12 protein-coding genes, 1 tRNA gene and 1 pseudogene are annotated in these 14,162 nt (G+C 73.1%); 10 read left to right on the forward strand and 4 right to left on the reverse strand.

What is annotated here, in order from left to right:
• Positions 1–45 precede the first annotated feature (45 nt).
• From VFG42_RS10940 to VFG42_RS10965, 6 genes are all read left to right on the forward strand, one after another.
• Entirely contained in the window at positions 46–1,194 is a 1,149-nt protein-coding gene (locus tag VFG42_RS10940; protein WP_324908249.1) for an SDR family oxidoreductase, read from the forward strand.
• Positions 1,191–2,264, forward strand: a complete 1,074-nt coding sequence (locus VFG42_RS10945) for an esterase/lipase family protein (RefSeq protein ID WP_324908251.1) — start codon at positions 1,191–1,193, stop codon at positions 2,262–2,264. Before VFG42_RS10940 ends, VFG42_RS10945 begins: the two co-directional genes overlap by 4 nt.
• Positions 2,265–2,296: 32 nt before the next feature.
• The gene (locus VFG42_RS10950) at positions 2,297–2,632 is read left to right on the forward strand and encodes an STAS domain-containing protein (protein ID WP_324908253.1); all 336 of its coding nucleotides are present in this window, start codon (positions 2,297–2,299) and stop codon (positions 2,630–2,632) included.
• Between the two features lie 40 nt (positions 2,633–2,672).
• Positions 2,673–3,890, forward strand: coding sequence for an aminopeptidase (locus tag VFG42_RS10955; protein WP_324908255.1), 1,218 nt, complete (start codon positions 2,673–2,675; stop codon positions 3,888–3,890).
• Between the two features lie 22 nt (positions 3,891–3,912).
• Positions 3,913–4,001 (forward strand) — tRNA-Ser (locus tag VFG42_RS10960).
• A gap of 195 nt (positions 4,002–4,196) precedes the next feature.
• Positions 4,197–4,736 carry a hypothetical protein gene (locus VFG42_RS10965; protein WP_324908256.1) on the forward strand — a complete coding sequence of 180 codons (540 nt, stop codon included), beginning with the start codon at positions 4,197–4,199 and terminating at the stop codon, positions 4,734–4,736.
• On the opposite strand, the gene VFG42_RS10970 is transcribed toward VFG42_RS10965, so the two are convergent.
• Positions 4,733–5,032, reverse strand: coding sequence for a hypothetical protein (locus tag VFG42_RS10970; protein ID WP_324908258.1), 300 nt, complete (start codon positions 5,030–5,032; stop codon positions 4,733–4,735). The two genes, VFG42_RS10965 and VFG42_RS10970, sit on opposite strands and share 4 nt — an antisense overlap.
• 84 nt (positions 5,033–5,116) lie before the next feature.
• On the opposite strand from VFG42_RS10970, the gene VFG42_RS10975 reads away from it, so the two are divergent.
• From VFG42_RS10975 to VFG42_RS10990, 4 genes and pseudogenes are all read left to right on the forward strand, one after another.
• Positions 5,117–5,737 (forward strand): J domain-containing protein, encoded by a 621-nt coding sequence (locus VFG42_RS10975; protein WP_324908260.1) that lies wholly within the window; start codon positions 5,117–5,119, stop codon positions 5,735–5,737.
• A gap of 19 nt (positions 5,738–5,756) precedes the next feature.
• The gene (locus VFG42_RS10980; protein ID WP_324908262.1) at positions 5,757–5,930 is read left to right on the forward strand and encodes a CsbD family protein; all 174 of its coding nucleotides are present in this window, start codon (positions 5,757–5,759) and stop codon (positions 5,928–5,930) included.
• A gap of 101 nt (positions 5,931–6,031) precedes the next feature.
• Positions 6,032–6,331 (forward strand): annotated as a pseudogene (locus VFG42_RS10985) (HU family DNA-binding protein); the annotation flags it as partial.
• Positions 6,332–6,520: 189 nt separating this feature from the next.
• The gene (locus VFG42_RS10990; RefSeq protein WP_324908263.1) at positions 6,521–9,529 is read left to right on the forward strand and encodes a hypothetical protein; all 3,009 of its coding nucleotides are present in this window, start codon (positions 6,521–6,523) and stop codon (positions 9,527–9,529) included.
• A 254-nt stretch (positions 9,530–9,783) separates the two neighbouring features.
• On the opposite strand, the gene VFG42_RS10995 is transcribed toward VFG42_RS10990, so the two are convergent.
• The 3 genes from VFG42_RS10995 to VFG42_RS11005 form a co-directional block, all read right to left on the reverse strand.
• A complete protein-coding gene (locus VFG42_RS10995) occupies positions 9,784–10,476 on the reverse strand; it encodes a response regulator transcription factor (protein WP_324908265.1) in 693 nt (230 codons plus the stop codon).
• Complete coding sequence (locus VFG42_RS11000; RefSeq protein WP_324908267.1) at positions 10,473–11,570, reverse strand: hypothetical protein; 1,098 nt, start codon at positions 11,568–11,570, stop codon at positions 10,473–10,475. The genes VFG42_RS10995 and VFG42_RS11000 overlap by 4 nt, the downstream gene beginning before the upstream one ends.
• A 357-nt stretch (positions 11,571–11,927) precedes the next feature.
• On the reverse strand, positions 11,928–14,120 hold the full coding sequence (locus VFG42_RS11005; protein ID WP_324908269.1) for an MMPL family transporter: 2,193 nt from the start codon (positions 14,118–14,120) through the stop codon (positions 11,928–11,930).
• Positions 14,121–14,162 lie beyond the last annotated feature (42 nt).

The raw sequence follows: 14,162 nt of genomic DNA on the forward strand, positions 1-14,162 counted from the left end.
GATGGTCCGTGGCGACGGGCCGCGCGACCGCGCATCATCGTTCGCATGCTCCCCACGCGCACCGACGCCGTCCTCGTGACCGGCGTCACCGGTTTCGTCGGGACGGCGATCATCCTACGGATTCTGGAGCGTTCAGATCGTCCCATCATCGCGCTCGTCCGAGCGACCGACCGGACGGACGCGGCGGCCCGCGTCCGCGCGGCGCTCGCCGACGTCGTGCCGCACGCGGCGTCGCTCGACACCTACATGTCGCGCGTCACCGCCGTCCCGGCCGACCTGCTGGCCGACGGGCTCGGCCTGCGCTTCGCCGACCGCGAGGACCTCGCGTACCGCTGCGACGAGGTCCTGCACTGCGCCGCGGCGGTGAGCTTCGAGCTGCCGCTCGACGCCGCGCGGGCGGTCAACGCGGCGGGCGCCGCGCGCGTCGCCGAGCTGGCGACGCGCTGCGCCGGACGGGGCGCCGGGCTGCGGCGGATCGTGCACGTCTCGACCGCGTACGTCGCGGGCGAGCGCCTGGGCGTCTTCGGCGAGGACGACGTCACGCTCAGCCACCCGTTCCGCAACACCTACGAGCGGACCAAGCACGAGGCCGAGCAGCTGCTGCGGGCCTGGACGCCGCGGCTGCCGCTGCAGGTCGTGCGGCCGTCGATCGTCGTGGGCGAGCGGGCCACGGGGTGGACGCGGTCGTTCAACGTCCTGTACTGGCCGCTGAAGATGTTCGCGCGCGGGCGGCTGCCGGTCGTGCCCGCGGTCTCCGACGCGCCGGTCGACGTCGTCCCGGTGGACTACGTGGCCGACGTCGTGCTCGGCCTGGAGGGCGCGCCCGAGGGGACCTACCACGCGGTCGCCGGGCGGCACGCCTCGACGGTCTCCGAGGTCATCGACCTGGCGGCGGCGCGCTTCGGCGTGCCGGAGCCCGCGATCGTCGACCCGGGCGTGATCGAGGCGGCGCTCGCGGAGCCGATGCCCGAGCCGCAGCGGCGCGCGCTGGAGCAGGCGCGCGTGTACTTCCCGTACTTCCGCCTCGGCGTGCGCTTCGACGACCGCTGGGCGCGGTCGATCCTGGAGCCGTCCGGCGTCGCGGCGGCGCCGTTGGCCTCCTACTTCGACACGTTGATGGACTTCGCCCAGCGCGCGGCGTGGGGACGTGGGGCCTTGACCGTGACATCGAACGGTGTCACGGTCGGGGTATGACGGACTCCGAGCTGGCGGCCCTGGCCGATCTCGCCACCGACGGCTTCGGCGGCGCGGTCGCGCGCGTCGAGGAGCTGCACCGGGCGATCGCGGGCCGCACGCCCGGAGGTCCGGCGCGCGCCGCGCACGACGCGGTCGCCGGCGGCGTCTACGCGCTGGTGCGCGGCGGCGGGCGCGCGGTCGGGGGCGGCGTGGCGGCCGCGGTGCGCGCGGGCGGCGTCGGCCCGCGGGTGCTCAGCGACGACCCGCGCGGGCGCCTGGTGCGCGGGGCGCTCAACGGCGTCTGGGGCGACCGGCTGCACGCGTCCGGCAGCGCGCTGGCGACCGCGATGGCCGTGGTGCCGGCGGTGGACGCGGCGACGGCGACGCCGTTCGTGGTGGTGTTGGTGCACGGGCTCTGCGAGACCGAGGCGGCGTGGTCGCTGAAGGCGCGCGAGCGCGGCGGGACGTACGCGACGCGCGTGCTGGCGCCGCTGGGCGCGACGCCGGTGACCGTCCGCTACAACACGGGCCGCTCGATCGCCGACAACGGGCGCGCGCTGGCGGCGCTGCTCGACGAGCTGGTCGCGACGTGGCCGGTGGCGGTGGAGCGGCTCGTGCTCGTGGGCCACTCGATGGGCGGGCTGGTGATCCGCGCCGCGGCGGCGCACGGGGGCGCCTGGGTGGCCGCGGTCGAGTCGACCGTCTCGCTCGGCACGCCGCACCGTGGCGCGCCGTTGGCGCGGGCGGCGCGGCTGGCGGGCCGGGCGCTGGCGCTCGTGCCCGAGGGCCGGCCGGTCGGCGCGGTGCTCGACGCGCGCAGCGCCGGGATCAAGGACCTGGCGCGGGGGCTGCCCGGCGACGTGCTGCCCGACGCGCGCCATCTCGCGGTCGCGGCGACGGTCACGGCGGACGCGGGGCATCCGGTGGGGCGGCTGGCCGGCGACCTGCTCGTGCTGACCTCCAGCGCGCACGGGGTGCGGGCGCGGCGCGTCCACGTCGGCGGCCACGATCACTTCGATCTGCTCAACGGGCCCGCATTGGACACCTTGTTGGAGGACTGGCTCCGCGCCGGGAGGTCAGAACGCTGACCGTCGTCGGTCCGGCTAGGCTTGCGGTTCCAGTGAGCGGCAGCGGCCCCGCACCCTTCTCCGTCACCGTCGAGCAGGTCGACGAGCGCAGCGTCGTCACCGCGCGTGGCGAGCTCGACCTCGCGACCGCGCCCGAGCTGGAGTCCGCGCTGCTCCCGCCGCTGCGCGAGGGCGCGAGCGTGGCGCTGGACCTGCGCGCGCTGGAGTTCATGGACTCGACCGGCGTGCGGGTGATCGTCGCCGCCCACCTGGCCGCCCAGGAGCACGGCGGGGCGCTGGCCGTCGCGGTCGTCGACGGTGGGCCGGTCGCCCGCGTCCTGGAGATCTCCGGGCTGGACGCGGTGCTCCGGATCGTCGACCGACCGTAAGCCGGTCGAACCTGCCCATCCCCGCCGATAGGGTGGGGGGATGAGCAAGCGTGCGGCCTTCGACGATCCCGAAGTCCTCGACCGGTTCGCGGACCTCGTGGTCCTCACCGCGGCCAACCTGCAGCGCGGCCAGCTGCTGTCGATCGGCTCGGAGATCGGCAAGGAGGCGGTGACGCGGGCGATCGCCGCCGCCGGCTACCGGCACGGCGCGAAGTTCGTCGACGTCTCCTACTTCGACCTGTACGTCAAGCGCGCGCGGCTCCTGCACGCCGACGAGGAGACGCTGGGCTACGTGCCCGACTGGTACGGCGAGCGGATCCTGTCGCTGGGGCGCGAGCGCGCGGCGCGCGTGGGGCTCAGCGGCCCGGCGCATCCGGGGCTGCTCAGCGATCTGGATCCCGCGCGCGTCGGCCGCGACCAGCTGCCCGCGCTGCGCGAGACCGGCAAGGTCGTCAACGAGCGCACGACGAACTGGACGGCGGTGCCCGGCCCGACGCGCGCCTGGGCGCAGCTCGTGCACCCGGACCTCGATCCCGACGACGCGTGGGTCACGTTCTGCGACCAGATCCTGCACGTCTGCCGGCTGGACACCGAGGACCCGATCGCCGCCTGGCGCGCCCGTGCCGACTTCCTGGTGAGCGCCGCTGATCGCGTGACCGAGCGGCGCTTCGACGCCCTGCGCTTCCGGGGCCCGGGCACCGACCTGACCGTCGGGCTGTTGAAGACCTCCAAGTTCCTGGCCGCGCGCTTCGAGACCGTCGACGGGATCGTGCACCTGCCGAACCTGCCGTCGGAGGAGATCTTCACCTCGCCGGACCCGACCCGCGCCGACGGCGTGGTCCGGGCCACGAAGCCGCTCGTCCTGGGCGGCAGCATCATCCGCGGGCTGGAGGTCGAGTTCCGCGACGGCCGCGCGATCCGGATCGACGCCGACGAGAACGCCGAGGTCCTGCGGTCCTACGCGGCGCGCGACGAGGACGCCAACCGCCTGGGCGAGGCGGCGCTGGTCGACGGCGAGGGCCGCATCGGCGCGCTGGACACCGTCTTCTTCGACACCCTGCTCGACGAGAACGCCGCCAGCCACATCGCGCTGGGGCACGCGTACCAGATGTGCGTGGACGAGTCGGAGGCCGATCGCGTCAACGACTCGACCATCCACGTGGACTTCATGATCGGCTCTCCGGAGGTCAGCGTCTTCGGCGTCGACGTCGACGGAACCGAGACCGCCGTCCTCGTCAACGGCGCCTGGCAGATCTGACCGCTACCCTTACGCCCTTCCAGGAGAGGTGCCGGAGCGGCTGAACGGGCACGACTGGAAATCGTGTGTGGGCTTTACGGTCCACCGAGGGTTCGAATCCCTCCCTCTCCGCTTCGCCGGGGCGCGCTTGACGCGCCGGTGGGTGCCGCGGCCCAGCCGGTCGGCCAGTTGCGTCGCGCGCCCGCGGGCGGGTACGGTCGCCGTCCCGGTGCCGCGCGTGGAGAGGCGGGGTGCCAACGTCCCGGAAGGTCCTGTCCCATGCTGCATGGTCGTCGTCGTGCCCTGGAGGGCGCGATGGTTGGTGCGTTGGTGGTCGCTGTCGCCGGTTGTGGCGGCGGCGCGAAGGAGGAGAAGGAGCGGGCGAAGGTCGCGACGGTCGCCGCGGTGACGCCGGCCGCGCCGAAGGCTCGGCCCGCCGCGCAAGCGCCCGCGCCCGCGCGCGCCGAGCCCCTGACGCGCGCGCAGTACGTCAAGCGCGCCGATCGGGTCTGCCTGCTGGCGCGTGGCGTCTCGCGGCGGGCCAACCAGGTCGTCGCGAAGGCGTTCAGGACCGGCTCGGCGGAGCAGGCCGCCCAGGCGATCGACAACTACCTGCCGGTGTTCGCCGCCCACGAGCGCGAGCTGAAGGCGCTGCCGCGGCCCAAGACCGCCGACCGGCCGATCCTCGACGGCCTCATCAAGGTGCTGGACGGCCAGATCCAGGCGCTCGCCGACGAGTCGCGGGCGCTGCGCGAGCAGGACTCCGACGCGATGGCGCAGGTCACCAAGGCCCAGCGGCAGGAGGTCGCCTACGCGGAGGAGCTGGGCCGTCAGTACGGCTTCAAGGTCTGCGGACGCGGCGCCTAGAGCGCGCCCGCGGGCGGCACGGCCGCGGAGGCGGCCTCCAGGCTCCCGTCCTCGGGCAGCTCGGGGATCGCGATGACGACGTGGTGGCGGCTCACCGCGAGGAAGTCGTGGTGGGTCCCGGGACCGTCGTGGCCGACGAGCTCGACGGTCACGTCGGTCAGCGGGATGAAGTCCCGCTCCGACGCGTTCAGCACGTCCGACACGCGGCTGCGGTAGCCGTCCCGCGCCAGCGTCAGCGTCCCCGCGATCCGGTGTCGGGGGGTCTCCAGGTACACGCGTTCCCGCCGGGTCTGCATCACGGGCACGATTATCGGCGATCCCGGCCGATTGGTTAAGGGATCTGGCCGGAACGCTGACCGGCGTTCGCCACAATGGACGCGATGGACCCGCACGCCGTCCTCGGTCTCGACCCCGGCGCCACGCCGGACGAGGTCCAGCGCGCCTACCGCGCGTTGGCCAAGCGCTTCCATCCCGACCGCGCCGGCGGCGCCGACGGCGAGCTGATGATCTCGATCAACGCCGCCTACGACCTGCTGCGCGAGCAGCTCGAGCAGGGGCACGCCGCGGGGCCCGCGACGACCGCCGCCAACGGCACCGCCGCCCGCCCGCCCGCGTCATCGCCGCCGCCCGTCATCGCCGGCGCGTGGCTGGCGCCCGCCGTGCGCCGCGTCCTGGCCCGCGAGCTGCTGCAGACGCTGGAGCCCGGCGAGATGGTCGACGAGGTCGTCCTGACCGCCACGGGCGACAGCCACGACGTCCAGCTCGCGCTCACCGATCGCCGCCTGCTGTGGCTGCGCGACGACGCGATCATGGGCCGCGTGCGCTACGTGCGCTACCGCGAGCTCGCGCGCGTGGAAGGGCGCCCCGCCGGGCGCTTCCGCCGCGCGGGCCAGCTGCGCGTCCAGGCCCGCGCCACCGGGCGCTGGCTGCGCTTCCACGACCTGCGCCCCGACGTGCTGGAACGCCTCACCGCTCGCATTCGGGCGCGTGCGAGCGCGTGAACCGGGTAGGCCGAACCCCATGAGCGACGGAACCAAGGACGATCTCAAGGGCCGGGCCAAGGAGGCCGCAGGCTCCCTCACCGACGACGACTCCCTCAAGAACGAGGGCAAGGTCGACCGCGCGTCCGGCGCGGTCAAGGACAAGGTCGGCGATGCCGCCGACAAGGCCAAGGACGCGCTCCGGAAGGATTGAACCCGGCCGATCCCGTGTCGGCACAAGGGCTCGCGGCCTATGGGCAGGCCTCATCCGTACGGCGCCTGCTCTAGGCTGCGCCCTCTGTTTGCCGTCGATCCAGGAGCAACCGCATGAACAAGACCGAGCTCGTCGAGGCCATCGCCAAGGACAGCGGTCTCACCAACGCCGACGCCCGCAAGGCCGTCGAGTCGTTCATCACCACGGTGGAGAAGACGCTGAAGAAGGGTGATGAAGTCGCCCTGACCGGCTTCGGCAAGTTCTCCGTCGTCAAGCGCAGCGCCCGCACCGGTCGCAACCCGCAGACGGGCGAGACCGTGAAGATCAAGGCGTCCAAGGCGCCGAAGTTCACCGCCGGCGCCGGCCTCAAGACGGTCGTCAACGGCGCGCGCAAGAAGTAGCACGCGCTCCGCGCAACCACGCTTCACCGAAGGGCTCCGGCACCGCGCCGGGGCCCTTTTTGCGTCCAGAAGCGCCCGACAGGTTCCAACTACCCCTTTTCAGGGGTATGACCTAGCCTGTCCTGACCGCCCGCGTTCACTCGCGCGCGGTCGCTGTTTTCAGGGGAACGTGGAAGTCGGGGGAAGAGGATGGGTCGATGGATCGTCGGCGCCGCGGCCGCGTGCTGCGCGCTGATCGCTGGTCTCACGATGGGGACGGCCGGCGCGGGCGCGGCCGAGGTGCCGATCACGTCGCTGGTCGCGCAGCCGATCGCGGCAGACGGCACGTGCTCGCCCACGTCGCCGAGCGCCGCCGACGCGCCCGCGGGCGCGCACCGCGACTTCTGCGTCGCCTTCGCGCTGAACACGGCCGGCGACGACGTCAAGAGGGTCACGATCGGGCTGCCCGGCGGCGTCGTCGGCGACCCGACCGCGACGCCCACGTGCACGCAGAGCGACTTCACCGCGGGCCGGTGCGACGGCAGCACCCAGGTCGGCACGGTGTCGTCCTCGGCGACCGTCGTCCCGCCGATCCCGATCCCGATCACGCTGACGATCACCGGCGAGGTCTACAACCTGCAGACCGATCCCGGCGAGCCCGCGCGCCTGGGCATCGCGCTCGACCAGGGCCTCGGCGGCTCGCTGAGCCCGGTGCGGCTGATGTCGCCGATCCGCGTCCGCGTCGCCGACGCGGGCCTGGACTCGGTCACCGACGGCATCCCGGACTCGGCGCTCGGCGGCGACCTGCACGTCAACGACATGGCGTTGACGCTGTGGGGGACCAAGGTCCATCACAGCACGATGGCCAAGCCCTTCATGACGTTGCCGACGCGCTGCGACGCCGACGCGGTCTCGACGATCTCGGTCACCTCCTACGGCGGCCAGACGACCTCGAAGACCGCGGCGTTCCGCCCGACCGGCTGCGACCAGGTCCCGTTCACGCCCTCGCTGGAGGTCGGTCCGCCGACGACGCCCGCCGACTCGCCCGGCGAGGCGTGGGCCAAGCTCATCATCCCGACGACCGACACCGGCAGCGGCGACGACGCGCGCCGGCAGGCCTACCTGAAGGACGTCGACCTCAAGCTGCCCGCCGGCCTGGCGCTCAACCCGCCGCTGGCCAACGGCCTGGAGCCCTGCACGGCCGAGCAGTTCGGCTTCGGGATCGACGCCCCGCCGCAGTGCCCGGCCTCCTCGGAGATGGGCCGCGTCGAGTTCGTCACGCCGCTGTTCCCGGGCCAGACGCTGACCGGCAAGGTGTACTTCGGCACGCCGCGGCCGGGCGTCCCGCTCGTGAACTACATCTCGGTCGAGGACCCGCGCCTGCGCCTGAAGCTCGGCGGCTACGCGACGATCGACCCCACCACGACGGCGATCACCGCGCACTTCCTCGACCAGCCGCAGGTCCCGTTTCAGTCCTTCGAGTTCGTCTACACCGACCCCGGCGACGGCCGCGCGACGCTGACCTCGCCGACCGCGTGCGGCGACTACGGCGTCACGGCGGACATGACGCCGTGGAACGGCGGCGGCGTGCAGTCCCCGTCCAACACCTTCAAGGTGGTCGACTGCCCGCCGCCGGCGTTCGCGCCGCAGCTGGGCGTCAGCGTCGCCGACGCGCAGGCCGGCGGTCCCGCCGCGTTGACCGTCCACATCGGGCGGCCCGACAAGGACCTGCGCCTGCAGGACGCCAAGGTGTCGCTGCCGCCGGGCCTGACCGGCCGGCTGCCCAACGTCCCGCAGTGCGACGTCGCCGCCGCGCGCGCCGCGAGCTGCCCGGACGCCTCGCTGGTCGGCCACGCGAGCGTCGCGGTCGGCACCGGCCCGGCGCCGCTGACGCTGCCCGGCAAGGTCTACCTCACGCAGGGCTTCGACGGCGGGATCGCCGGCCTGGCCGTGGTCGTCGACACGAAGGTCCCGGCGCTCGACCTCGGGACGGTCGTGGTGATGAACAGGCTCGTGCTGCGCCCCGACACCGGCATCGACGTGCAGACCGAGGCGCTGCCCCAGACGCTGCAGGGCATCCCGACCGTCTACCGCGCGATCGACCTGACGATCGACCGGGCCGGGTTCATGCAGAACGCCACGTCGTGCGCGCCCCAGACGGTCGGCGGCGCGTTCACCGCCGTCGGCGGCGCGACCGCCGCCGCGACCGCGCCCTACCAGGCCACCGGCTGCGACAAGCTGCCGTTCGCGCCCAAGCTGGCGGCGTCCTTCGGGGCCAAGGGCCAGACCGCCAAAGGCTCGCACCCGCCGCTGACGGTGACGATCCAGCAGGCCGACGGCCAGGCGGCGATGAGCAGGACGGTGGTGTCGCTGCCCGCGGGCCTCGGCGTCGACCTCAAGAACCTCAGCGCGGTCTGCACCGACGACCAGCTGAACGCCGGCGCCTGCCCGGCCGGGTCGAAGATCGGCACGGTCTCGGCGAGCACGCCGCTGCTGCCGGTCCCGTTGAGCGGCGGCGCCTACCTGACGCAGGGCGCCAAGCCGGGCGCGCTGCCGGGCATCGCGCTCGACCTCGGGCTGATCCGGCTCAAGGGCGACGTCGCGCTCGGCACGCGCGTGACGACGACGTTCGACGGCATCCCGGACGTGCCGCTGGCGAAGCTGACGCTGAGCCTCACCGGCGGGCCGAAGGGCGCGCTGTCGACGATCAAGGACCTCTGCACGACCACGCCGACCGTCGAGGCGCAGTACGGCGCGCACTCGGGCGCCACCGGCAAGGAGACCGTCAAGGCCGACGTCGTCGGGTGCGCGGCGAGCGCGTCGAAGCCCCTGACCGTCAAGGGCAAGCTCGCGGGCGTCAAGAGGAAGCGGCCGTCGCTGTCGCTGACCGTGACGTCGACCAAGGCGCTGCGGGGCGTGCGCGTGAAGCTGCCCGCCGCGCTGAAGCTCTCGTCGTCGAAGACCCTCAAGAAGTCCGCGCGCGTGACGCTCGGCGGCAAGCGCTACAAGAAGACCAGCGTGCGGTGGTCGTCGGGCAAGGTCTCGTTCACCGCGGCCAAGGGCAAGACCACCAAGAAGCTCGTGCTCTCGCTGCCGCGCGGCGTGCTGAAGCTCAAGAAGGCGATGAAGGTCGGCTCCAAGCAGGCGTTCACCGTCTACGGGCTCACGAGCGCGGGCAAGCTCGTGCACGTCACGGTCAAGCTGACGGCGGGCAGGTAGCCCGCCGTCCGGCGGCGTCAGGCGTTGGCCAGCGCCGCCAGCACGCCGGCGAGGAAGGCGACGATCGCCACGACGGCGACGGTGCGGAAGGCGAACGGCGTGGGCACGGAGGGGTGTCCTTTCGGGAACTGCGAAGCGGTGGTCATCGTTAAGTCGCGCGAACGCGCTGTTCTGTGACCACCGCTCACGGAAGTTCCCGCTCCGTGCCGTAGACGCCGTCGGGCGCGACGGCCGGGCGATCTCGCCCGGTCCGGTCAGTCAAGGACGCCGAGCCTCTGGGCCCGGACGATCGCGTCGGCGCGGTTGCGCGCGCCGAGCTTGCGGAACATCGAGCTGGCGTGCTCCTTGACCGTGTTGGGCGACAGCTGCAGCTCGGCGGCGATCTCCGCGTTGGTCAGGCCCGCGGCGACCAGGTTGAGGACCTGGCGCTCGCGCGCGGTCAGGCGCTGGTGGGCCGGACGGCCGGGGGAGCGGTCGGCCGCGCCCAGGGACCTCGACCCGCCCGCCCCGCCGTTCCCGGCGCCGCCCGAGCGGGTCGCCACGTCGAAGACGTCCTCGCCGGCGCCGATCCGGCGGATCGCCTCGACGATCTCGGCCGCGCTGCGGTCCTTGGTGACGAAGCCGGCGGCGCCGGCGGCGCGCGCGGCGGTCGCCGAGATCCGGCCCGCGCCCGAGACCAGCAGCACGCGCGTGGACGGGTGCGCGGCGCGGACGCGCTGGGCGATGTCGGTGCCCGCCTCGTCGCCGACGAAGAGGTCGACGAGCGCGACGTGCGGCGAGTAGCGCCGGGCGCGGTCCTCGGCCTCGTCGCCGGTGGTCGCCGGGATGCAGCGCTCGACCCAGTCCTGCTGGACGAGGACCAGGCGCATGCCCCAGTGGACGATGTCGTGGTCGTCGACGACCAGCACGCAGAGCTTGCGCGGAGGGGCGGTCGGTGAGGCGGTCATGCCGGGACGGTCGGTGCGGGCGCGGCCGGGACGGGGAGCATCAGCCGGACGTGCCAGCGGTCCGGCGGCGTGCGGCCGAAGTCGACCGCGGCGCCGAACTCCAGCGCCTCGAAGGCCGCCAGGCGCAGGCCGACGCCCGCGCCGGCGGGGGCGCCGGGGCCGACGCCGTCGTTGACGATCCCGATCGCGACCGCGTCGCCGTCCCGCTCGACGGCGATCGCGATGCTGCTCGGCCGCGCGTGCTTGCGCGCGTTGCGGACCGCCTCGAGGACGACGGTCTGGGCCAGCGGCTCCAACGTGGGCGGGATCTCGACGTCGGGTGCCCAGGCGACCGTGAGGTTGGCGTCGGCGTGCTCGTCGACCAGGCGCGCGACCTCCTCGCGCAGCGTCGTCCGAAGCTCGCGCGCCGGGCGGCCGGTCAGCGGGCGCTGGATCGCGGTGCGCAGCTCCGCGGTGGCGGCGGTCAGCGCGTCGGCGCAGCGCTCGCGCTGGGGGCCGGTGAGGTCGCCGGGCGCGCCGAGCGCCAGCGTGACGCCGAAGAGGCGCTGCACCACGCGCTCGTGGACGTCGCGCGCGAGGTCGAGGCGGTCGCCGAGGTGGCGGGCGCGCTCCTGCTGGCGCGTGGCGGCGCGCGCCGAGGCGGCCAGCGCGCAGACCTTGCCGAGCGTCCAGAGCCCCTCGCGCTCGGCGTCCGACAGCGGGCCCGTGGCCGCGTCGCGCTCGGCGAGCACGACGCCGTGGTGCTGCCCGGCGGCCGACAGCGGGATGCAGGTGAGGCTCGCGGTCTCGCCGGCGAGCGCGATCGGCTCCTCGATGACGCGATCGTCCTCCAGCGCGCGCCAGGCGGGGGCGAGGACGCGGGCGGGCGTCGTGCGCAGGAGGTCGAGCTCGACGCCGTGCGCGCCGACCGCGGTCAGCCGCCGGCGCACGTCGTCGGTGAGGAAGACCGCCGCGCGGCGCATCGAGCCCAGGCGGCAGACCGCCTCGGCGAGCCGGTCGTGGAACGCGGCGTCGGGCGAGGCGATCTCGTCCTCGCCGAGCATCGTGACCAGAAGGGGCAGCGCGGCGAGCGGCGAGGTCGCGGAAGGTGGCATATGGGAAGGGTCAACGGGCCGGGCGCCAGGGGAAGCGCCCGGCCCGTTGGGAGAAGGACCAGCTCGCGTACGCTCGGTCTCTAGCTTTGCGTCAGCGGCCGTCTGCTCCCTGTCCCGAGAGAGCGAGACGACTGGTCGGCCCCAAGTCTGCCTCATCGAAACGGCAACGTACAGTCCAAACACACGCTTGACCACCCGAATTGGTGGACCGTGTCCGGACGGGACACGTTTGGCTCACCGCCGGATGAGGAACTTCACTGGGTCCATTCAGGAACACTCCTGTTCCATTTCCGCACGCCGCGGTCGCGAGCCCGATCCTCGCGACCGCCGCGGTGCGTGCGATGTGGCGCGGAGCGCCTAGGCGTTCTCGGTCGCCGGCCGTGCGGCCGGCGCCGGGTGCTGCGTCGTCGGGGCGGCCTGGCCCTCGACGTTGAGGCGCGGCACGATGCGATCCAGCCAGGCGGGCAGCCACCAGTTGCGCTTGCCGACCAGGAGCATCAGGCCGGGGACGAGCACCGATCGCACGATCAGCGCGTCGAGGAAGACCGCCGACGCCAGGCCGATGCCGAACAGCTTGATCACGCGCTCGCCGCCGAGGACGAAGGCGCCGAAGACCAGGACCATGATCGCCGCCGCGGCGGTGATCGTCCGGCCGGTGGCGGCCAGGCCGTGCTTGATGGCCTCGCGGTTGTCACCGCGCTTGTGCCACTCCTCATAGATCCGGGACACGAGGAAGACCTCGTAGTCCATGGACAGCCCGAAGAGGATCGCGAAGACCATGACCGGGAGGAACGCCTCGATCGGCCCGGTCTGGTCGACGCCGATCAGCGACGCGCCCCAGCCCTTCTGGAACACGGCCACCACGACGCCGAACGCGGCCACGACGCTCAGCAGGTTCATGACCGCGGCCATCGCCGGGATGACCAGCGACCGGAACACGGCCATCAGCAGCAGGAACGACAGCAGCACGACGACGCCGATGAACAGCGGCAGCTTGTCGGCCAGGACCTTGGAGAAGTCGATGCCGATCGCCGTGTTGCCGCCGACCAGCACCCGGATCTGGCTCTGCTCGGCCGGTGGCACGACGTCGCTGCGCAGCTTCTTGACGAGGTCGTTGACCTCCTGGGACTGCGGCGAGGACTTCGGATACACCTGGGCCAGGACGACGTTCTTGCCGACCTCGACCGGCTTGGTCACCGCCACGACGCCGTCGGTCTTGGCCACCGCGTCGGCGACGCGCTGGAAGGCCGCCTTGCCCTCCGCGCCGTTCTTGTTCTCGGCCACGAGCTGCAGCGGGCCGTTGAAGCCCGCGCCGAAGCCCTCGGCCAGCAGGTCGTAGGCCTTGCGCGTCGTCGTGCCGCTCGGGTCGTTGCCCGCGTCGGAGTTGCCCAGGCGCATGCTCAGCGCCGGCGTGGCCAGCAGCAGCATGATCACGGCGGCCGAGATCGCCAGGACGGCCGGGCGCTTCTCGAGGATGTTGGACCACTTGCCCCACAGCGGCGACTCGTCGCTGACGGCCAGCTGCCCGGCGGCGACCGCCTTGCGCTGCTTGCGCGTCATCACGCGCTTGCCGAACAGCGCCAGGAACGCGGGCAGCAGCGTCAGCGACGCGAAGACCGTGAAGGCCACGACGATCGCCGACGCGGTCGCCACGCCGTACAGGAACGACACGCCCAGCGCGAACATGCCCAGGAGCGCGATGCAGACCGTGATGCCGGCGAACAGCACCGCGCGTCCGGACGTGTCGATCGCGCTGACCGCCGCGTCCTCCGGCGTCGCGCCGCGCATGATCTCCTGGCGGTAGCGCGTGACGATGAACAGCGCGTAGTCGACGCCGACGCCCAGGCCGATCAGCAGCGACAGCTGCGAGCTGAACGACGCCATCGTGATGACGTTGGACAGCAGGCCGATCGTCGAGATGCCGACGCCGAGCGCGAAGGCCGCGGTCAGCAGCGGCAGGATCGCCGCCAGGAACGAGCCGAAGACGATGAAGAGCACGATGAACGCGGCGAGGAAGCCGATGTCCGTGCCGCCCGCGCCCTGCTGGCGCGCGTTCTGGATCGCCTGGCCGCCGAGCTCGACCTGCAGGGAGCCGTTGGCGAAGTCCTGCGCGGTGCTGACGAGCTTGTCGGCCGCCGACGTCGGCAGGCTGATGACGTCGTCGTCCATCGTGACGTCGGCGAACGCGATCCGTCCGCTCTTGGAGATCTGGCCCTGGTTGCCCGCCGCGAACGGCGAGCCGACCGACTCGACGTGGGGCAGCGTCTTGACCTTGGCCAGCATCCGCTCGACGCGCGCCTGGTTGGCCGGGTCGGTGATCTTGCCGTCCTTGGCGGCGACGACGATCTGCTCCTGGTCGCCGGACGCCTTGGGCGCCGACCGCTGCAGGAGGTGGATGGCGTCGAACGAGTCGGTGCCGGAGAGCTTGAACTCGTCCTTGTAGTTGTCGCCGATGCCGTTGGCGAGACCGCCGAGGGCGAAGAGGCCGACGAGCCAGCCGATCAGGACCAGCCAGCGGTGGCGGAAGCACCAGCGTGCGAGTGTGCGCATGGGGGAGTGAGGCTCCTGGGGGTTGCGGGGAGGGGGAGCGCG

The organism is Baekduia sp., from assembly GCF_035685985.1.
GTDB lineage: Bacteria > Actinomycetota > Thermoleophilia > Solirubrobacterales > Solirubrobacteraceae > Baekduia.

Excerpts from the sequence above, each read along its gene's own strand:
- VFG42_RS10940 (WP_324908249.1), top strand. The coding sequence starts at position 46 with ATGCTCCCCACGCGCACCGACGCCGTCCTCGTGACCGGCGTCACCGGT.
- VFG42_RS10945 (WP_324908251.1), top strand. The coding sequence starts at position 1,191 with ATGACGGACTCCGAGCTGGCGGCCCTGGCCGATCTCGCCACCGACGGC.
- VFG42_RS10955 (WP_324908255.1), top strand. The coding sequence starts at position 2,673 with ATGAGCAAGCGTGCGGCCTTCGACGATCCCGAAGTCCTCGACCGGTTC.
- VFG42_RS10970 (WP_324908258.1), bottom strand. The coding sequence starts at position 5,032 with ATGCAGACCCGGCGGGAACGCGTGTACCTGGAGACCCCCCGACACCGG.
- VFG42_RS10975 (WP_324908260.1), top strand. The coding sequence starts at position 5,117 with ATGGACCCGCACGCCGTCCTCGGTCTCGACCCCGGCGCCACGCCGGAC.
- VFG42_RS10980 (WP_324908262.1), top strand. The coding sequence starts at position 5,757 with ATGAGCGACGGAACCAAGGACGATCTCAAGGGCCGGGCCAAGGAGGCC.
- VFG42_RS10990 (WP_324908263.1), top strand. The coding sequence starts at position 6,521 with ATGGGTCGATGGATCGTCGGCGCCGCGGCCGCGTGCTGCGCGCTGATC.
- VFG42_RS10995 (WP_324908265.1), bottom strand. The coding sequence starts at position 10,476 with ATGACCGCCTCACCGACCGCCCCTCCGCGCAAGCTCTGCGTGCTGGTC.
- VFG42_RS11000 (WP_324908267.1), bottom strand. The coding sequence starts at position 11,570 with ATGCCACCTTCCGCGACCTCGCCGCTCGCCGCGCTGCCCCTTCTGGTC.
- VFG42_RS11005 (WP_324908269.1), bottom strand. The coding sequence starts at position 14,120 with ATGCGCACACTCGCACGCTGGTGCTTCCGCCACCGCTGGCTGGTCCTG.